The 18,090-nt window shown below is 57.3% G+C and carries 16 protein-coding genes, 1 tRNA gene and 3 pseudogenes; 7 read left to right on the plus strand and 13 right to left on the minus strand.

What is annotated here, in order from left to right:
• Positions 1–39: 39 nt before the first annotated feature.
• The 3 genes from AB4Z13_RS31335 to AB4Z13_RS31345 form a co-directional block, all read right to left on the minus strand.
• Entirely contained in the window at positions 40–1,884 is a 1,845-nt protein-coding gene (locus AB4Z13_RS31335) for a hypothetical protein (protein ID WP_439017351.1), read from the minus strand.
• Positions 1,885–2,013: 129 nt separating this feature from the next.
• On the minus strand, positions 2,014–2,955 hold the full coding sequence (locus AB4Z13_RS31340; protein ID WP_442207650.1) for a glycosyltransferase family 2 protein: 942 nt from the start codon (positions 2,953–2,955) through the stop codon (positions 2,014–2,016).
• Positions 2,956–3,192: 237 nt separating this feature from the next.
• Positions 3,193–4,326, minus strand: a complete 1,134-nt coding sequence (locus AB4Z13_RS31345) for a hypothetical protein (RefSeq protein WP_442207651.1) — start codon at positions 4,324–4,326, stop codon at positions 3,193–3,195.
• 194 nt (positions 4,327–4,520) lie between these two features.
• On the opposite strand from AB4Z13_RS31345, the pseudogene AB4Z13_RS31350 reads away from it, so the two are divergent.
• Positions 4,521–4,788: pseudogene (locus AB4Z13_RS31350) on the plus strand (recombinase family protein); the annotation flags it as partial.
• A gap of 1 nt (position 4,789) precedes the next feature.
• Here the strand turns inward: AB4Z13_RS31350 and AB4Z13_RS31355 are convergent.
• Positions 4,790–5,020: pseudogene (locus AB4Z13_RS31355) on the minus strand (IS66 family transposase); the annotation flags it as partial.
• Between the two features lie 4 nt (positions 5,021–5,024).
• Between AB4Z13_RS31355 and AB4Z13_RS31360 the strand changes: the two are divergent.
• Positions 5,025–5,349: pseudogene (locus AB4Z13_RS31360) on the plus strand (reverse transcriptase domain-containing protein); the annotation flags it as partial.
• Between the two features lie 419 nt (positions 5,350–5,768).
• Here AB4Z13_RS31360 and AB4Z13_RS31365 read toward each other — a convergent pair.
• Positions 5,769–5,844, minus strand: a tRNA-Val gene (locus AB4Z13_RS31365).
• Positions 5,845–6,003: 159 nt separating this feature from the next.
• Between AB4Z13_RS31365 and AB4Z13_RS31370 the strand changes: the two genes are divergently transcribed.
• Positions 6,004–6,621, plus strand: coding sequence for a class I SAM-dependent methyltransferase (locus AB4Z13_RS31370; protein ID WP_442207652.1), 618 nt, complete (start codon positions 6,004–6,006; stop codon positions 6,619–6,621).
• An 11-nt stretch (positions 6,622–6,632) separates the two neighbouring features.
• Here AB4Z13_RS31370 and AB4Z13_RS31375 read toward each other — a convergent pair whose 3' ends face one another.
• The 4 genes from AB4Z13_RS31375 to AB4Z13_RS31390 form a co-directional block, all read right to left on the minus strand.
• Positions 6,633–7,658 carry an NAD-dependent epimerase/dehydratase family protein gene (locus tag AB4Z13_RS31375; protein ID WP_442207653.1) on the minus strand — a complete coding sequence of 342 codons (1,026 nt, stop codon included), beginning with the start codon at positions 7,656–7,658 and terminating at the stop codon, positions 6,633–6,635.
• A 446-nt stretch (positions 7,659–8,104) separates the two neighbouring features.
• Entirely contained in the window at positions 8,105–8,758 is a 654-nt protein-coding gene (locus AB4Z13_RS31380) for a hypothetical protein (RefSeq protein ID WP_442207654.1), read from the minus strand.
• A 2-nt stretch (positions 8,759–8,760) separates the two neighbouring features.
• Positions 8,761–8,883: a hypothetical protein gene (locus AB4Z13_RS31385; RefSeq protein ID WP_442207655.1), complete on the minus strand. Its 123-nt coding sequence runs from the start codon at positions 8,881–8,883 to the stop codon at positions 8,761–8,763.
• Positions 8,880–9,155: a hypothetical protein gene (locus AB4Z13_RS31390; protein ID WP_442207656.1), complete on the minus strand. Its 276-nt coding sequence runs from the start codon at positions 9,153–9,155 to the stop codon at positions 8,880–8,882. The genes AB4Z13_RS31385 and AB4Z13_RS31390 overlap by 4 nt, the downstream gene beginning before the upstream one ends.
• Before the next feature lie 284 nt (positions 9,156–9,439).
• On the opposite strand from AB4Z13_RS31390, the gene AB4Z13_RS31395 reads away from it, so the two are divergent.
• Positions 9,440–10,318 carry a DUF3313 domain-containing protein gene (locus tag AB4Z13_RS31395; RefSeq protein ID WP_442207657.1) on the plus strand — a complete coding sequence of 293 codons (879 nt, stop codon included), beginning with the start codon at positions 9,440–9,442 and terminating at the stop codon, positions 10,316–10,318.
• Between the two features lie 545 nt (positions 10,319–10,863).
• The gene (locus AB4Z13_RS31400) at positions 10,864–11,199 is read left to right on the plus strand and encodes a hypothetical protein (protein ID WP_442207658.1); all 336 of its coding nucleotides are present in this window, start codon (positions 10,864–10,866) and stop codon (positions 11,197–11,199) included.
• Positions 11,200–11,270: 71 nt separating this feature from the next.
• On the opposite strand, the gene AB4Z13_RS31405 is transcribed toward AB4Z13_RS31400, so the two are convergent.
• The 4 genes from AB4Z13_RS31405 to AB4Z13_RS31420 form a co-directional block, all read right to left on the minus strand.
• Positions 11,271–12,032: an ABC transporter ATP-binding protein gene (locus AB4Z13_RS31405; RefSeq protein WP_442207659.1), complete on the minus strand. Its 762-nt coding sequence runs from the start codon at positions 12,030–12,032 to the stop codon at positions 11,271–11,273.
• The gene (locus AB4Z13_RS31410) at positions 12,029–13,069 is read right to left on the minus strand and encodes a FecCD family ABC transporter permease (protein ID WP_442207660.1); all 1,041 of its coding nucleotides are present in this window, start codon (positions 13,067–13,069) and stop codon (positions 12,029–12,031) included. Before AB4Z13_RS31410 ends, AB4Z13_RS31405 begins: the two co-directional genes overlap by 4 nt.
• Entirely contained in the window at positions 13,066–14,088 is a 1,023-nt protein-coding gene (locus tag AB4Z13_RS31415) for an ABC transporter substrate-binding protein (RefSeq protein WP_113321251.1), read from the minus strand. Before AB4Z13_RS31415 ends, AB4Z13_RS31410 begins: the two co-directional genes overlap by 4 nt.
• A 223-nt stretch (positions 14,089–14,311) precedes the next feature.
• Positions 14,312–15,358 (minus strand): LacI family DNA-binding transcriptional regulator, encoded by a 1,047-nt coding sequence (locus tag AB4Z13_RS31420; RefSeq protein WP_113321252.1) that lies wholly within the window; start codon positions 15,356–15,358, stop codon positions 14,312–14,314.
• A gap of 165 nt (positions 15,359–15,523) precedes the next feature.
• On the opposite strand from AB4Z13_RS31420, the gene AB4Z13_RS31425 reads away from it, so the two are divergent.
• On the plus strand, positions 15,524–16,471 hold the full coding sequence (locus AB4Z13_RS31425) for a dihydrodipicolinate synthase family protein (protein ID WP_162747948.1): 948 nt from the start codon (positions 15,524–15,526) through the stop codon (positions 16,469–16,471).
• A 229-nt stretch (positions 16,472–16,700) separates the two neighbouring features.
• Positions 16,701–18,083: an MFS transporter gene (locus AB4Z13_RS31430; RefSeq protein ID WP_442207661.1), complete on the plus strand. Its 1,383-nt coding sequence runs from the start codon at positions 16,701–16,703 to the stop codon at positions 18,081–18,083.
• Positions 18,084–18,090: the final 7 nt, after the last annotated feature.

The raw sequence follows: 18,090 nt of genomic DNA on the forward strand, positions 1-18,090 counted from the left end.
GGGTCTGAGGTGTGTTCTACGGAATTTCGTTTGATGGGTTTAGGGCAATTTAGCGCGGCAGTACTGGAAGGCCTTCTTTCCGCTTCCGATACCTGCGGTAAACGGCTTGCATGAATTCGCCTCTATCTCAAATCCGTACGCCGCCACCGCTTCCGAGGCAAACCGTATGTAATTGCGATTTGAGAGATCGACATCAATGACGTCCGACGGACGGTCCCCAATTCGGCAAAGCTGGTCGCTATTCTCGATCGGATCGACAGTCGCGCGAAAATGCATGCGATCCACAACGGACCGTAAAAAGTCGCAGCCGCTTGGTGTCCGCGTCAAACCTAGTCTACTTGCCATATCGTTATAGTATTGCATCTCCAAGGCGTGCCGGTTGTCCTCGCCATTCGTAAACACATAGATGGGGCCACCACGGTTTCGCGCCGTGTCGCGCACGCGATCCGCATAAACCTCCGTTTCAGGAAAGCTGCCCTTGATGCCAAGAAAGGCAGTTTGCGGCGGAAACAACGTCGACAACCAACCCAAAGGATTGGTTTTGGATACAAGGAGGACCGTCGCCCTTTCGGGTTGTTCTAGGGCAGTAAGGTTCGTGTGGTATAGGGGATACGCCCAGCCTTCATGGCCCCATGTGCGACCGCCAATTACCACAATTGCTGTAGCAAATGTGAGAACCCAGGCGCAGATCCGACGGGCGCGCAAATAAGGATACAGTTGGAAAAGAAGAATGAATGTGGCAAGCGGCGACAAAACCTCGAAAGCAACAGTATATCTGTAAATGCTGAAAACAATCATCCAGATAAAGAAAGCAGATGAGACGAAGACTACTATGAACCTTGAGCGGGCGTCCATTGGCCTTCCAGGACGTCTCGCAAGTCTTCGCCACAGCGACTGGCAGATCCAAGCGATAAGAAAAACATAAACGACAGACCAAATTATCTGATAAACGTGCAATTCGCCCACGCGGCGCGAATTTATTGAAAGAATAAATGGCCACGTTGCGTACTCTATAATTCCACGTGGCAGCCAGCGCACGTCGGCAACATTTATCGGCTGGGCCAAAGGGTTAGGGAAGAGATTGCCGAACTGTGGAAAGAGCGGATTTCCAAACTCCTTCCACATCAGGAACATCCAGATCCCACCCGATGCCGAGAAGCCGGCGAGTACGGCGACCCCAAATAGAAAGCTGGTGCAAATCCTCTTCGTATTCCCGCCCGGGCTGCACACAAGCAGAGAAAGGCAGATCGCCAGAGCAGAGGTAGCGTTAGTGAGCTTCAGGCCAACAGCCAGCCCTACTAATATCCCTGAGAGAAAAAGTAAGCATATGGCTCTCGGGCCGAAGTGGTCGAGCACTCTCCATTGCGAAACGATCAAATATACGGCACTCAAAACCAAGAGTGCGGTAGTATTGTCTCCCATGCCGTTGCCAACTTCGGAACGGAAGTTTGCGGTGAGGCATCCGGCAAGCGCGAGTAAAATAGGCAGCCTATGCTGATCCTCCGGTGCGAGCGCCGTCAATACCTGGCGCGCTATCCCAAGAACGAGCACAAAAGCCAGCCCGTGCATGGTACCTTGTAGAAAGGCTGACAAGCGCGAAGGAAGATACTCATTCAGCCAATAGGGCAAAAAATCCAAAAAAGGATTGAAATACCCTTGGAAGCCGCCCGCTCCCAGATCCATTCCGAACTTACCATTCAGGAGCGCAAATGGACCATATCGATGATAGTTGTATAGGTCCCAGTTCGCATCAGCGCCCAAGTAAACAGCATATAATCCGAACATAAACGGCACTATGATGACCGCGTATCGCGTGGCTTCGCGTTTGTTCAACCCGGAAAGGATAAAGCTTCGCCTCGGCTCTTCTTGATTTTGTGTAATCACAAGGTTCCCCAACCATGGGTAGGTCTGAACACCCACCATTTTCCAAAGCAAAATCAATCGCCAAGCCGCATCGAACCGGACGCCGTAAATCCGATAATACCAACAAGGCCAAAGCGGAGGAAAAGCGGCTCAGTCATTCGAATGGATCCTCCACGAGCCTGGTATCGACAAATAAGCCAATCGTCTCGTTTCGGTGCGGCCACGCGTGACAATGTCCAAAACGAGCCCACATGTCAGCAACAGCATTCCGAATAACGTTATTGACGCGCAAAGAAGGGCGGTCGGCAACCTGGGTACAAGCCCAGTTTCGAGATACGTCACCAGCAAGGGCACGGCTAAAACGAGCGCGACGAAAATGCAAACTATGAAGCCAGACGCGAAAAAGGGCAGCGGTTTCTCCGCTTTATATAGCCGACCTATGGTCAGTAATATTCGCAAACCATCCCGATAAGTATTTAACTTACTGGTCGAGCCAGCCGGTCGCGCTCGGTACACTGTATCTATTTCGGCAACAGGCATCCGCAATTCTAGCGCATGAATTGTGAGTTCAGTCTCTGTTTCAAATCCGGCAGCGTGCGCAGGAAACGATTTCACAAAGCGCCGTGAAAATACGCGGTAGCCCGACAGCATGTCAGTCAACTGACGCCCAAAAAGGGTGGCGACACAGGACGTTAAGAGTTTGTTTCCAAAGCGATGGCCTGGCCGATACGCCGCGTTATGATCGGACCGTCTGCATCCAACCACCATATCAAGGCCCTTTGACGTAAGCTCGTTCACCAACACAGATGCAACAGATGCGTCATAAGTGTCGTCGCCATCAACAAGAACGTAAATGTCTGCCTCAATATCTGCAAACATGCGGCGAATGACGTTTCCCTTGCCTTGTTCGCGGACGTTATTGACGATTGCGCCCGCGGCCCGCGCGCGCAGAACAGTTTCGTCGGATGAGTTGTTGTCAAAAACATAGACGGTCGCGTCAGGTAAGGCGGACTGAAAGCCCTTAACCACGGCCGTAATTGTTAGCGACTCATTGTGACAGGGAACTAAGACGGCAATGGTTCTATCTTGCATATCGGTCGCCAACTGTATGCTGGAAAATGGATAAATACTTCGCCTGCGCCCGTATCGGCCGGAATTGGAGCGTCGGTATATGACCGTGTCCAGACTCTAGTCAATTGAGATCCGCGCGGGAGATCGGTGGCTTCATAGTTGACTGCACGGTCTTCGGCAATACTGCCCGATTCTTTTGACCGCCGCTGCCGGTTTCTTGGGCGTAGAGCTATCCTTGGCGACGTAGTAACCGCCACACTACCGAGGCTCGCCTCCAGCGACCTCGAAATTAACACCAGCAACCTTTCGCAGGCGTTCTGCATAGTCGCCTGACGAGTTAAAAGCAGAGGGTATGTCGGGCAAGAATTCGTTAAATTCCGCTAGTGTGCGAGGCCTATGGGTTGGTGTGCGCTTCCACCAGGCGACCAGGTCATCCAAATCTTCGGAAGTCCACCGACGCCAGGTTTCCTCCCGCTCGCTACGGATTGCGTTGACATAACTCGCCGTCAGTGGCGTGCCATAAAGGCCTTTTTCGCCCGGATCAATAAAGCGGAAGTAAACTGGGAGCGCCTTCACTTTAGCTTTTTCCGAGAGGACTTCCTGTTCGTTGACACTGCTGGTCAACAGGGCTTCGAAGAAGCCACGCCCGCCCGTGTGCGTTCTTGCAATTCGTACATCGAAATTGGAGTCCAACATATATGCTGTATCCTCTTCCGGATCGTAGACATCAGCAAAGACGTGCCCTGGAAGCGCTGGCGTATTGGCCGAGATGAGAGCAGCTTTTAGCCCGAGTGCTTCCGCGACGATCATCACACGAATTGTGAAGTCGCTGCAGTTTCCGCTGGTTCCAAGAACCATACTCCTGAAGTCATTTGGCACCGCATCCCTGACCTCATAAGTGGGCATCGAACCGTTTACTCGCAACATCGCAAACGTGATTAGCGCGCGGCGTTTTGTCTTTCCCAACTTCAGGTTTTGGGGGTCGCGTTCAAATTCTGTCACAATGCGAATTTGAAGAAGCTGTTTTATCTGATCGGCAGAGAGCTTTTTGAAGTCTGTATTCAGATCGAGGAGAGGACCGCGGAAACGCTTTAAGAAATCCAGGTCGTCTTTCGTTACGCCGAATTCGGCGGGAACGAGTTTCAGCCCTTGCGGTGTCTCTGCATAAGCCAGTGGCAGTTTGCCCAATTGGCTGACCGCATCGCTCAGCCTCGTCAGTTGCTCCGAAAGCCGCTCGTTCTGTTCAGACAACTGCCTGTTCTCAAGCTTGATGTTCGAGATTTTCTTCGATGTGATGTAGTTTTGGACGGCGACACCTGCGAGGAGTGCCGCGCCAAGACAGAGTGTGAGGGCAGGAAGCAGTGGCCGCCCTTTGAAATAGTTCAGAGCCATTCAAAGTACCTCCTTATGAAGGTCAGCATGATTTTGCTGGCTAGCATTCTCAACAGAGGCCACGAAGGTTTCGACGGTTGTCCCAATCATAAAAAGCAATTGTGTGGCGCAGAGGCATCACTGCCGGAGCGATTATTGGCTATGTCTCGTGTGTGGGTAGGCAGAGGCCTGGCCCCTCGTGCTGACCGGGGCTCCAGGTCCAACACAACCTTGAGAGCCAGCGGCGGCAGTATGAGCTGGTCGATGAGGCCCGCCGGCGCGGATTCCGAGACGTTGAAGTTATCGATGATGTCCTTGGCCGTTCTGCTAGCGGAACGGTCGCTCGCCCAGGATTTGATAAACTCGTCGCTGGGCAATGTGGGCGCCGTTCTCTGCCTGGATGCGTCGCGTTTGGCAAGCAATGGGCGTGACTGGCATCATTTACTTGAGCTCTGCGGGCTGGTTGAGGCAAGGGTCATTGACCTTGCCAGAAGCGGCGAATGCAGTCGGCTTGCGTTTCACCGGCCTCGGGCTTTATCTCTCGCCCCTGCCTTTAGATCCGGTAGAGCTGCTCGAAGAACCTGAGAGCTTGCTCCGGCGGGCCGCCGCCATTCTTTCTCGCCTTTGAGGGCTTCGACGAGCGCCGCCTGGAGTGAGCCATGCATCCGACATGGGCTGCGCCATGCAATGTGCGCCACGCTGTGTAGCCATCAGTTACCCTCGGCTTCTCATACGGGTTCCGGCAAGGAAGGGGCCAGCATGACGCGCTGGACGCCTTGTGGGTTGGGATCGACAAGCGCGAGATCAACTGGATACTGGACGCGGATATTCGCTCGTTCTTCGATGAAATCGATCACGAGTGGATGCTCCGTTTCCTGTCACATCGAGTAGGTGACCGCCGTCTGATACGTCTGATCCACAAATGGCTGAAAGCGGGCACGATTGAGGATGGCCGTCGCGTCGCATCAACGCGAGGAATCCGTGCTATCGAATATCTACCTGCATTACGCATTGGATTTATGGGTCCAGCAATGGCGTACTCGCGCCCAAGGCCGTGCCTAAGGAGATCTAGGCAGACGGTAACGACGATATTGCCTGAAGATTTCGCGAACGGACTGCGCGGATATTCCCCGCCATTCGCGTTTGTTCTGCGTTTTCGAGCTGACGTACACGGCGGGTGAGGGGGGGTGCTTTTCGGTAGGTTTCTGATTTCCTTGAAGGAAGCAGGTGCTGCCGAGTGAACCACCGACCTCGGGCTTCTACGGGTTCGCTCTCGAACCGCCTTCAAGTTCTCAATCACGAAACCCGTCGATATCGTTGAACAAAAAGGTGAGGGGAACGTTCCGGGATTCGCTTTAGAATCAAAGGTCGAATTGGTCGGTAAGGTGAGGGGATTCCGGCAGTCGCAATCACCAGCAAGTGATTGGAATCGTTGCAAAAATACCAAAATTTGATAGAAAATATGGTGGGCGATGAGAGACTCGAACTCCCGACATCCTCGGTGTAAACGAGGCGCTCTACCAACTGAGCTAATCGCCCTCGATGCTCTGTGTCATCGTTCGGTGCAGCGTCTCTAACGATATTGAGAAAGAACCGCAAGCCTCTTTTTGAGTTTCTGTGCAATTTGCTTGGGGGCGCCGCTCTTCCCCATAGCGGGCATTCTCTGTAGAGGTGCGGTTGAAAAAAATCGGAGCGAAAATGACGACGCGAGAGCAGCGAGCGGCCCTTCGGCAGAGCACCCCCCGGACATTTCTGGATTACGCCCACACGGAAGAAGCAAAGTTGCTTCCCGATCGCGGCAAGCTTCTGGACAATCTGCCGAAAGGTGGGATCGTGGCTGAGTTGGGGGTTGCGGAGGGCGCCTTTAGCGAGGAGATCGTTGCGCGCAATCAGCCGCAGCGGCTCTATCTCATCGATCCCTGGAATATGGACCGATACTCAGAAGGTCTTCAACTCATCAATGGCAAATTCGGACAGGAGATCGCCGCCGGCAGCGTTGTCATTCGCCAGGGCACGTCGCTCGATATGCTGTCCCAGTTCGACGACGGCACGTTCGATTGGGTCTATATCGACACCGATCATTCCTTCGAGCTCACATGGGAAGAGCTCCTGCTGGCGGACCGCAAAGTGAAGCCGGATGGCAGAATCGCAGGTCACGATTTCTGCACGGGTAACACGGTCAAACCCGTCGTCTATGGGGTTGTCGAGGCGGTCAACAAGTTCTGCGTGGAGTACGGCTGGCGCTTCGAATTTCTGACGCTCGAGCCGGATGCTCACTTTTCCTACTGCCTCAAGCGCATCAGCGCATCGCGATAGCCCTCAGCAGCTTACATATCGATCGTGCCGAGCTCCTGCTTGGCTTCGAGATACCACTCGACGAAAGCCCTGGCGCCTATTTCTAAAGGTGTGTTCGGCTGGTAGCCCGTGAGGGCCAGGAGAAGGTCGGGGCTTGCAAAGGTGCGGGGCACGTCGCCCTTCTGCATGGGAAGCATGACGTGCTTTGCTCCGTGCCCCATTACATTCTCGACCTTCTCGATGAAGTCCATGAGGCTGACCGGTTGCCCGCCGCCGATATTGACGATGCGGAAGGGGGCCTGATGCGAAAGGGTTTCAATTCTGGTATCCGCGAGGCGGTCGGCTTCCGAGGGAATGACGTCAGACAGCCGGACCACCGCCTCAACCAGATCGTCGATATAGGTGAAATCGCGGCTCATATTTCCCTTGCCGTATACCTCGATTGGCTTACCCTCGATCATGTTCTTGACGAACTTGAAGAGCGCCATGTCGGGCCGGCCCCACGGGCCGTAGACGGTGAAGAAGCGGAAGGCCGTAGTCGGAATCCTGTAGAGATGCGAATAGCTATGCGCCATCAACTCCATCGACTTCTTGCTGGCAGCATAGAAGCTCAGTGGCTCGTCGGCGCGATCGGTTTCGCGAAAGGGGACGGTCCGATTGGCGCCATAGATCGAGGAGGTCGAGGCGAGCATGAGATGGCGAAGCTCGATACGGCTTGCCAGCTCCAGAATGTTCCAGGAACCCTCGATGTTCGAACGCAGATAGGCCTGCGGATTTTCGATGCTGTAACGCACACCGGCTTGTGCGGCCAGATGAATGAGAACATCCGGCTTTGCTGCCGAAACGGCGGCCTCCAGCGCTGCCTTGTCTTCGAGCATGGCAACGACTGGACGGAAGGCAGGATATTGCATCAGCGCGGCATGACGCATTTCCTTCAGCCTGACATTGTAATAGGGCGTCAGTCCGTCGAAGCCTGTTACCTCATGCCCATCCTGCAACAGCCGGCGGGCGAGATGAAAGCCAATGAAGCCTGCCGTTCCCGTAATGAAGTAGCGCATTTCTACCTTTTTCTCGGGTCTCCTGCCGATGGCAAGTAGCCGAATCCGTATTCGATTGCTTCACTTATCGGATAGATGCTCCCGAGATCAATAATCACCTGGATTTTCGGAGCTTTTAAGCGCTACAAGACGAGCGCGCAAAGGGTGCCGCTTCGATTACCGGAGCTGATGTCCGTGGCAATCTTGAGATCGTCGCGTGAGCAATCGGCTCGAACACATATATCTATTTCTATTCCGATATCTTGCCACCTTCGCCGGAGGAGACTCTGAGAAGTCGTTTCCTCACGGAGTGATGTGACCGATGTTTGTGGGATCGCCCCCGCGATGGCGCAGAGTCCGATCAGCCCTCCCACAACAGGACGAGGTCGGATTCAGAGAACGGAGCATCAATGGCTATATGCTCCCACCTGCTGCCGACACCGAAAACCTAATTGCTTGAGTGCGCTTCATCGCTTGAGCACCCAAACGGTCTTGCCGTTCTGTGACGCTTCGATGCCGGCTTTGGTCCGGGTCAGTCGAAGGCATTTTTCGTCATCCCCCGGCCGCGGCCTGCAAATCCCGTCCGGAGCGGCCCTCCACGTCGGACTTATGCTCACCAGGCTGTCGCTGATGGTTCCACCGCCGTCGGGACGAAACACGAGGATGTTTGAGGCTTTTCGTTTGACGACGACCATCTCCCACGGCTTGCCGTCGGCAATGACGCTGGAAAGCGGTTCTTCGGCTCGCGCCGGTGCGCCGGCGAAAATTGCAAGGACAAGCAATGGCATGAAAAATCGGCAAGAAGAGAGGTCGCCTGGCAAGCGAGCTGTGGGCATTACGTGTTCCTTTGCGTGAGTATGACCCTCTGATGGCAGGTCGTGATCGAGGGATAAAACTGAGCGAGCGGAACGTGGCCATGCCCTTCCGCCGGTGGTGATGTTGTCGCGATATTCTCCAACGCGCTCGGCAAAGTCATCACGAGATATATTTTGATTTGTTAAGCGCGCCGGGCGGTATGTCTCCGCATAGCCGTCACCAGATGGGATCATGCGGCATGTCCGCAGCAGCGCAGGTTCGCACAAACGCTGCGTACCGGAAAATTCTACCTGGCGTTTCGCCATCGTCACAGCGCAAGCCGTTCCGAAATCAAAATGAGCATCACGATCGGACCGCCGAGAAGGGCTCCGAACAGGATCGTCGCGAAGAACAGGTTTGCGAGCAGGTGAAGCATGGTCTTGCGCGTCATGGGTGCATGCCGATCCTTGCAGGGTCAAAAAGGACGGGACCCAGTTTCATCTCGGCCATCCGCACCTTGCCTGTCCAGACATCGACGATCCTTTCGTCCCATCTGAAGATGAGGATGATCAGCCATTGCCCGCCGTCGGGCGTGCTGCATGCCGCCTCGAGCATCACGAAGGCAATGTGCATGGATCCGATAACCACCAGCGCCGCAGCTGCTCTTGCCGTCCGTTTCGAAGTCATAGCCCTGTTCCAAAAGTTGAGGTCGGATGAGGTCATGCCCTGCCGTTTCCAGGTGAACGCTTTTCCATTTGGGCTCCGACAATTGCGGAAACATGACTGGATTTGCTTTTTTGCGTGTAATGCGAGGCGGGGGGTCTGGGGCTTAGCCTCGTCAAGCAGATCACCGAAACCATGACGGAAAAGTCGGCATCGAAAGCGGTCCGTCGGGAACAAACCTATCGATTCAGCTCTAAGATGCTGCAAGTGGGGCCATGTAATTGTGTCGCAATTGTTCGCACCGAATGTCCGGTCATCGTCATGATCGGAGGCCAACGAGATACATGCCCAGCAATTCGCATTCACGTCGTCAATTTTTCAACCAGCCATCCAGGGCATCGCTCCTTGGATTTATTGCCTTGCTGACAACGGCAACCGTTTCGGGATGCGCTGCCGTGCCGCTCAAGGAAGCAGGAACGCTTGCCTCCTACGGGAACCTTGGTCCGTCGAAGGGGACGCTCGCCAAGAGGCGGCTCTATGTCGACGGGCCGAAGCTGGCACGGGTAAAGACCGTCGCCATCGTCCCGACCGTCTTTTCCTTCAGTGCTGCGTCCAAAATCAAGTCCGAAGCCGATCGGTCCCTGGTTTCCAATGCTCTCGACCGGGCGCTGTGCGTTTCATTGAGTGACAAATACCAGATGGTCCCGGCCGGTCAGCCGGCAGATCTGACCGTTCGCTCGGTTGTCGCCGACATCGTTCCCACCAACAAGGCAGTTGCCGGGGTCGCGACCGTCGTCAGCGTCGGTTCGGGCTTTGCCCTGCCTGTGAGCGTACCGCGCCTCCCCTTCGGCCTTGGCAGCCTGTCGATCGAAGCCGAAGCTACCGACGCCACGGGAATGCAAAATGCCGCAATGCTATGGGCGCGTGGCGCAAACTCCATTCAGGACAATCCCCGCGTTTCCGAGGTCGGGGACGCCTATGGTCTCGCAGCGAAATTCGCCGGCGACTTCTCACGGGTGCTGATCGCCGGAAAGGAACCGAAGGGACTGAACCTTTCGCTTCCGTCGAGGCAGCGCGCCCGCTCCTGGCTCGGCGGAAAGCCGAAATATGCTGCCTGTGATGCGTTCGGCCGCGCACCCGGACTGCTTGGCGTGCTCGCTTCGAAGTACGGCGCTCCGCCGCAGTGGACGGAAAGGAAGTCAAAGCCCCCCATGACGCATTGACGGAGGGCCGAGCGGCCATCCAGCTGCTCCGCGAAGGTTTGGAAGAGGCGCCAAGGAAATCGACCGGCCGCGCTGGTCGAGGACGGGCAGAGACAGTGCCGGAATCCCGCGGCATTGCTCTGCCCGCCTGCACTTTGCCTGCAGGGAGCGTCAGATCCTGACGGTCTCGCTCGCAGCGACCTCACTCCGTTGATAAGAACTCGATCCATCCAAACGAACGGCGCAGGGGATGATCTGATGCAACATTCTTTCCTTTGCATAGAGACATTGTATTCTGATGTCGCAGACACACTTCGGCTTGAGGAAAGAGTATGCGTGTCGACCATTTCGATATTCGTTCGAAGACAGGATCTGGCCTGACCTGCGACATGAAGCGTCAGGTCGTGATTTGCCGGAACGGTCGGCGCCATCTGAGGTGCATGGCGCTAAGCGTGATCATTGTTGCCGCATCATCCTTCAGTTCGCCGGCATCCGCCGCCAATGTTCTCGAACGAGCGATCGAGGCCGCTCAGCCCTGCAAGCCTTTGAAGGTCAGGCAGGAGGTTTTGGGCGTCAAGGTCGAACTGGGCATCGACGAGCTCGACTTCGTCAAAATCGACACGATCGAGATCAGAGTGAACGGCGATTTGGCCGAAGCAAACGCACTCGGCACGCTCGCATGCAAGACGTCGGATGATGCCCCTCTCCAGGGCGGCTTTTCAGCAAAGGCCCGAATTCACCTGCAGGCAAATCTTGCCACCTGCATAACGAACGCAAGTTCGATCGATATCATCGAGGTAGGGGGAGAGTTTGGTGACGTTGTCACGACCTTCGAACCCGAGATTTCGGCCGCCCTTCGCAAGGGCGTGGAGAGGGCGCTGAAGAAGCTGTGCGCGAGCTGAAATCGGGGATGTGTGAAACGAGCCGATCGGTCTGCAAGCCGGCAGCTCCGTGCCTCAGGCACGCTGCGTCGTCAACGGAGATAGTGGATGTGCGGCCGGGCGTGATAGGGCGAGGCTTCGACGCGCGCATCCACCGAGAAAACATCCCTGAGGACCTCTTCGGTCAAGACTTCGGTCGGTGTGCCGGACGCAACGATCTTTCCGCTTTGCATGACGATGAGCTCGTCACAAAACATGGCCGCATGGTTGAGGTCGTGCAGGGCAATGATGCTGGTGACCGGCAGACCGGAGACGAGCCGCATGAGGCTGATCTGGTGCTGGATATCGAGATGGTTGGTCGGTTCGTCGAGGATCAGTTCTTTTGGCGACTGCGCCAGAGCTCTTGCGATATGGGCGCGCTGCTTCTCCCCACCGGACAGGCTCTGCCAGCGATCATGTCGCTTGCCGGTCATGCCGGCCCGCTTCAACGCTTCCTCAACCGCCTGATCGTCTGTGAGCGTCCAGCCGGAAAACATCGAGCGGTGCGGAAAGCGTCCGAGCTTGACGACATCCACGACCCTCAGATCGGCGTTTGTTGTCGAATTCTGTTCAACGAAGGCGACGCGCTGCGCGATCGTGCGGCGTCCGATTGTCCCTATGTCCCTCAAATCGAGCGAGATTCGCCCGGAATTGGGCCGCTTCAGGCCGGCCAGAAGCCGCAGCAGCGACGTCTTTCCAGAGCCGTTCGGGCCAAGAAGGCCGAGCATCTTTCCCGGTGGCGCTTCGAAGGAGACGCCATCAATTATGGTCTTCCTGCCAATTTTCCAGACGAGGTTTTCGGCTTTGATGCTCATGATGCGCGCTGGAACCGGTAGAGAATGACGGAGAAGAAGGGAACGCCAACCAGCGCCGTGACGACCCCGATCGGTAGGACCTGCTGCGGGATGAGCGCGCGCGAGGCAATGTCGGCAAGCACCATGAAGATTGCGCCGACAATGGCGCAGGCTGGGAGAAGCCGGATGTGGAGCGGACCGACGACGAAGCGCGCCGCATGCGGCACGACCAGACCGACAAAACCGATCGAGCCGACCATGCTGACGATCGTGGCCGTCATCATTGCGGTAAGCGCAAACAGCACGATGCGGACCCTTCCGACGTTGACACCGAGAGATGCGGCTGCTTCATCACCGAAGGCAAAAGCATCCAGAACCCTGGCATAGAACAGGCAGACGACAAGCCCGAAGCCGACGATGCCGGAAACCAGCATGAACTCCGGCCAGCGCACGCCGCCGAAGCTGCCGAGCAGCCAGAACATGACGTCGCGAGCCTGCTGCGCATTGCCGGAAGTCGTGACCACATAGGATGTGGCGGCGTTGAAGAGCTGCGAAGCGGCAACACCTGCGAGGATTGTCCGGTCAGCGCCGCCACGCGTACCGTTGGACAGCAGCGCCACAAAAAAAAATGCCGCAAACGCGCCGGCAAAAGCCCCGGCCGACAGCGAAACCACACCTGCACCAACGCCGAGAATGACGATGGCGACTGCGCCGGTGGACGCGCCGGCGGAGATACCGAGCACATAGGGCTCGGCCAGCGGGTTGCGAAGCAGCGATTGCATGATCGCACCCGACAGAGCCAGTCCCGCGCCGCAGAAAGCGGCCACGAGCGCGCGGCTGAGCCGATAATCCCAGATCACGGTCTCGTGGATGCGGTTGAGTTCCACCGCCGTCCATCCCAGCCTGTTCGTGACGGCGGCAAAGGTCGTGGTAAGCGGGATCGGCAGGTCGCCAATCCCGACACTGATGCCGACGACCAGGCCGACCGCCACAAGGGAGGCCAACAGGAGGGCGCCGAAGGGGGCAGCCTGCTGGAGGGAGCGGTTCGGGGCGGTCACTTGATCAGGCCGAGCGCTTTCAGTTGTTCGGCCACCTGTTCGGCGCCGTAGATGGTGCGGATCGTCGGGTTCATGGCCTGGCCGTCCATGACGACGATTGCCTTGTTTTTCACCGCCGGCATCTGGCTGACGGCCGGATCGCTGTTCAGGAACTTGATCTTGGCCTCCGGCTTGTCGAGTTCCCAGCGGTTGCGGTCGAGATTGGCCACGACGATGACATCCGGATTGGCGGCTATGATGCTTTCCCACCCGAGTGTCGGCCATTCGGCTTCCGCGGTGACGGCATTCTTGCCGCCGAGGAGATCGGCGATGAAGCCGGATGCGGCGTTCTTGCCCCCGAGATAGGCGTCTGCGGAAGGAGACTGGCTGGAGAACCAAAAGACGTAGGAAAGCTGCTTGCCATCCTTGGACACGCTGGTACGCAATGCCGCTTCACGCTTCTTGAAGTCGGCGATCAGCGCCTGACCACGATCGGCGACGTCAAAAATCTGCGAAAGCTCGTCGATCTCCTTGTACAGCAGATCCATGTTCCAGAGCTGGTCGCGGCTGCCGTACTCGTTCTTGACCTTTTCGGTGCTGAGGCAGGTACTGGGCGAAATGTAGCTTGGTATGCCGACCTTGTCGAAGTCCTCGCGCTTGGCGACCTTGCTCGTCGGTCCGATCAGGCTTGGCAAGGCCGCTGCCACGAAATCCGGGTTCTGCGCCAGAATCGACTCGAAGGTCGGAAACTCGACAGACAGAAGCTTAACCTTCTCATTGGCTTCGGCGAGCTGCGGCAGAACCTTGCTCGGCCAGAATGCGGTGCCGGCCATTTTGTCTTCCAGACCGAGAAGCAGCATGATCTCCGCGCTGTTCTGGCCAAGTCCGATGGCTCGCTCCGGAGCCCTGGCGATGGTGACCTTCGCGCCGCAATTGTCGAGCGTCAGCGGATACGTGGTCGGCGCGGACAATGCCGGCGTCGCGATCAGGCCGAGTACCGTGAGCAGTCCGGGAACCGTAAGGGACTTGAAAACTTTCATGAAAACTTCCTGTTCTTCGAGCCCCCCCAACATGGGGATTCTAAGGGCGCGGGCGGTATAACCCACTTGCCCGAAGAAAAACAAGAGTAATGCAGTCACCTTTGGCAATGGCAGATGCTGGCTCCCGTTCCCCAAGCGGCCGAGCTGCTTGAGAAAACGAGGAATGAGCTCGTTAGGAGCGGTCCCCGAATGTAGTACTGGAACTGCCGGCCGATCAGCGACTTCATCGCGTTGCAATGGAGGCGGGGGGCTTTGCGGACGACTTTCGGGGTATGAGGGTCGGCGCCGAAACGCGGATCCGGTCCTCTGCCGAAACAGCGCCACTTGTGAGCAGATCTAAAGCGTTGGACGCGATCTGCTCAAAGGGGACGCGCAGTGTCGTCAACGGGGTCGCAAGATGGCTGACGATAGGGATATCGTTATATCCGACGACCGAAACATCGTTGGGTACGGAAATCCCAAGGCGCGAAAGACCGGAAAGAGCGCCGATCGCGGTATTGTCGTTCACGGCAAAAATCGCCGTAGGACGATCTTCCAAGCGCATGAGCTGCTCGGCCGCATCTGCTCCCGTGTCGATTCCAAAGGTCGACGGAACAATGCAGTCCGGACGGAGCAATACCCCTGCCTCTTCCAGTGCCTGCCTGTAGCCTTCAACGCGTCCGAGCGCGCTGGAGGCGTATGAAGGACCGGCGATCACGCCGATACGACGGTGGCCAAGGTCCAGGAGGTGGCGCGTCGCCAGATAACCACCCAGCCGGTCGTCCCCAATCGAAGAAAGGCTCCGACCGTCGGTCCGCAGAGCCAGGACAAGCGGCACGCCCCGGGCCACCAGCTCGTCAGGGAAGTCATCGTCTTCGCGCGCGGTCGAGAGGATCAATCCGTCAACGCCACGCTTTAGAAGTGACTCGGCGGCAAGTCGATCGGCTTTGGGCTTGTCATCGGTCGTCGCGACAATGGCAAAGCGACCGCTTTTGCTGCACGCCTTCGCCAGGGCCTCGTAGAGCATCGCCATGACCGTATCGGTTAGCCGGGGAACAATCACGCCGACCGTCATCGTGTTGCCGCGCCTCAGGCTCGCAGCCGAGACATCTCGGACATAACCCATGTCTTGCGCGATCTTGCGAACGCGGCGCGACGTTTCGTTGTCGGACCGGGGAAGCCGCTCGTCGAGGATGCGTGATACCGTGGATTTGGAAACGCCTGCGGCCGACGCAACATCCAAGATGGTCACGCGTGTCTGGCGGTTGCCTTCTTCGGCCTTTGAATCCATTTCACTTTTTCCCATCTGCAGCGCTCTCGCGATTGAGGCCCTAAGCATGCATTAAAAAAAATGTTGACTCCAGCAAAATCGGAAACGATAGTGGGAACGTTCCCATTAACGATCCCATCGCTGATCGCACAGGCGAACAGCGGCTATCTAGGAGGAGATACCCCGATGCAAGCTATGGATTTGAGAGGCCTGAGCCCGGCACCCGTCACCGCATTCACCCGCGACGGAGAGGTCGATTACGCGGCCAATGCCCGTATCGCCAAGTGGCTTGCCGGCATGGACGGCGTGAAGAGCCTCGTCATTCTTGGCCATGCCGGCGAAGGTACGTTCCTGACTGAGGAAGAGCGCCTGAAGCTCATCCGCACCTATGTTGAAGCCGTCAATGGTCAACTTCCCATCATTGCAGGTATCACCGGTGAGGGCACCAGGGTTGCGGCGGAAGAAGCCAAGAAGTGCAAGGCTGCCGGTGCGACCGGCGCGCTCGTCTATCCGAACCACGGCTGGCTGCGTTTCGGCTTTCAAAAAGGCGCGCCGCAGGATCGCTACAAGGCGATTTGGCAGGAATCAGGCCTGCAGTGCATCCTGTTCCAGTATCCGGATGCCACAAAGGCTTCCTACGATATCGACACGCAGCTTGCGATTGCGACCCAGGACGGGGTCGTTGCCACAAAGAACGGCGTCCGCAACATGAAGCGCTGGTACGTCGAGATTCCGGAACTCAAGAAGGCCAACCCGAACCTGCAGATCCTGAGCTGCCATGACGAATGGCTGCTGCCGACCATGTTCGACGTTGACGGCCTGCTTGTTGGCTACGGCAATATTGCACCGGAGCTGCTGATCGACCTGATCAAGGCAGGAAAGGCGCAAAACTATCCGCAAGCCCGCGAGATCTTCGAACGTCTCCTTCCGGTCACCCGTGCCGTCTATCACCGTGGCTCCCATATGGAAGGAACCGTGGCCCTGAAGCTCGGCCTCGTCCATCGTGGTGTGCTTGACCATGCCACCATCCGCGAGCCGCTGAAGAATCTGGGCGAAAAGGCAGAGGCCGAAATCTTCGCCGCCTTCGAGGCCGCGGGCATCGGTCGGGTCGAGCAGTTGATCGCAGCGGAATGATTGAGAACGCCCCCGTCGTTCGAACGGGGGCGTCTTCTTCGGGGAGGAAAATTGCGGTCGCATCGGGAGTGACGCGCCGCCCGCAGTCGCACGGTCTGTTACGCCGTGCATACTTCGCCGACGAGAGAGCTTCCGGATCCGCAGCCGCACCCAAAGGATCCTGAAGTGAGCCATCCAACGTGTAGGTTCGAAGCCAGGCCGGGAGAGGGCCGGGCATAGGGAGGAAAACATGAATATGGAACAGCGCATAACCGCGCCGTCACCGGTTGTCGATCCACAAGCAGAAATCAGCGCCCGCCTTGAACGGTTGCCAGTGACCCGGGAGGTGTTCTGGGCCCGAAACATCGTCGGCGCCGCGACATTCTTTGACGGTTACACCGTGATCGCCATCGCCTATGCGATGCCGGTTCTTGTCCGCGAATGGGGTTTGACGCCAGGACAGACGGGAATGATCCTGTCGATGGGTTACCTCGGACAATTGATCGGCGCGGTCTGCTTTGGCTGGCTCGCTGAGCGGATCGGCCGCCTGAAAGTGCTGCTATTTACGATCCTGCTATTCGTCAGCATGGACATCGCATGCCTCTTTGCAGCCGGCGCCGGCATGATGATGGCATTCCGCTTCGTCCAAGGCATCGGAACCGGCGGCGAAGTTCCGGTCGCCAGTGCCTATATCAACGAACTGATCGGCTCGAAGGGGCGCGGCCGCTTCTTCTTGCTGTATGAGGTCATGTTCCTTCTCGGCCTCGTCGGCGCGGGCCTGATCGGCTACTTCATGGTCCCAGTCTACGGCTGGAAGGCGATGTTTGTCGTCGGCCTGATCCCTGCAATCCTCATGATCCCCCTGCGCTGGTTCCTCCATGAATCACCTCGCTGGCTGGTCGCCAACGGCCGCTATGAGGAAGCCGATCGTATTGTCACCAAGTTGGAGAACAGCGCCCGTGCCGGCGGCAAGGAACTGCCGGAGCCGAAAGTCGTGGCCGCTCCTGCCCGCCGCAGATCCGACTGGCGCGAACTTTTCCAGGGCATTTACCTGAAGCGCACGCTGTCGATCTGGGCCATGTGGTTCTGCGCCTATATGGTCGCCAATGGCACGATCACCTGGCTTCCGACCCTCTATCGCCAGACGTTCAACCTGCCGCTTGAAACCAGTATTTTTTACGGGTTTGTCACCTCGGTCGGTGGCGTAATTGCGGCCGTTATCTGCGCACTGCTCATCGACAAAGTCGGCCGCAAGCGCTGGTATACAGGCGCCCTTTTGATCGCACCGATCCCGCTCGTCATCCTCGCCTGGCTGGGTGCGACGTCGGCGACACAGGTTCTCATCCTCGCCGGCCTCGCCTACGCCATCGTCCAGACCGTAACGTTCTCGCTCTACCTCTATTCGGCGGAGATCTATCCGACCCGTCTTCGTGCCATTGGCACGGGCACAGGCAGCGCCTGGCTGCGTCTCGGGTCCTCTGCCGGTCCTATCGCGGTAGGATGGGTGATGTCATCGATGGGCATCCAGTATGTATTCGGCGCCTTCGCAGCAATCCTGCTGGTCGGCGCCCTGGTAACGGCCCTCTTCGCGGTCGAAACCAAGGGGCGCGTCCTGGAGGAATTGTCGCCGTAATATCTAC

The organism is Rhizobium sp. YAF28, assembly GCF_052113285.1.
Lineage (GTDB): Bacteria > Pseudomonadota > Alphaproteobacteria > Rhizobiales > Rhizobiaceae > Rhizobium.

Excerpts from the sequence above, each read along its gene's own strand:
- AB4Z13_RS31345 (WP_442207651.1), bottom strand. The coding sequence starts at position 4,326 with ATGGCTCTGAACTATTTCAAAGGGCGGCCACTGCTTCCTGCCCTCACA.
- AB4Z13_RS31340 (WP_442207650.1), bottom strand. The coding sequence starts at position 2,955 with ATGCAAGATAGAACCATTGCCGTCTTAGTTCCCTGTCACAATGAGTCG.
- AB4Z13_RS31380 (WP_442207654.1), bottom strand. The coding sequence starts at position 8,758 with ATGGCGAAACGCCAGGTAGAATTTTCCGGTACGCAGCGTTTGTGCGAA.
- AB4Z13_RS31370 (WP_442207652.1), top strand. The coding sequence starts at position 6,004 with ATGACGACGCGAGAGCAGCGAGCGGCCCTTCGGCAGAGCACCCCCCGG.
- AB4Z13_RS31395 (WP_442207657.1), top strand. The coding sequence starts at position 9,440 with ATGCCCAGCAATTCGCATTCACGTCGTCAATTTTTCAACCAGCCATCC.
- AB4Z13_RS31405 (WP_442207659.1), bottom strand. The coding sequence starts at position 12,032 with ATGAGCATCAAAGCCGAAAACCTCGTCTGGAAAATTGGCAGGAAGACC.
- AB4Z13_RS31415 (WP_113321251.1), bottom strand. The coding sequence starts at position 14,088 with ATGAAAGTTTTCAAGTCCCTTACGGTTCCCGGACTGCTCACGGTACTC.
- AB4Z13_RS31385 (WP_442207655.1), bottom strand. The coding sequence starts at position 8,883 with ATGACGCGCAAGACCATGCTTCACCTGCTCGCAAACCTGTTCTTCGCG.
- AB4Z13_RS31430 (WP_442207661.1), top strand. The coding sequence starts at position 16,701 with ATGAATATGGAACAGCGCATAACCGCGCCGTCACCGGTTGTCGATCCA.
- AB4Z13_RS31375 (WP_442207653.1), bottom strand. The coding sequence starts at position 7,658 with ATGCGCTACTTCATTACGGGAACGGCAGGCTTCATTGGCTTTCATCTC.
- AB4Z13_RS31425 (WP_162747948.1), top strand. The coding sequence starts at position 15,524 with ATGCAAGCTATGGATTTGAGAGGCCTGAGCCCGGCACCCGTCACCGCA.
- AB4Z13_RS31420 (WP_113321252.1), bottom strand. The coding sequence starts at position 15,358 with ATGGATTCAAAGGCCGAAGAAGGCAACCGCCAGACACGCGTGACCATC.
- AB4Z13_RS31390 (WP_442207656.1), bottom strand. The coding sequence starts at position 9,155 with ATGACCTCATCCGACCTCAACTTTTGGAACAGGGCTATGACTTCGAAA.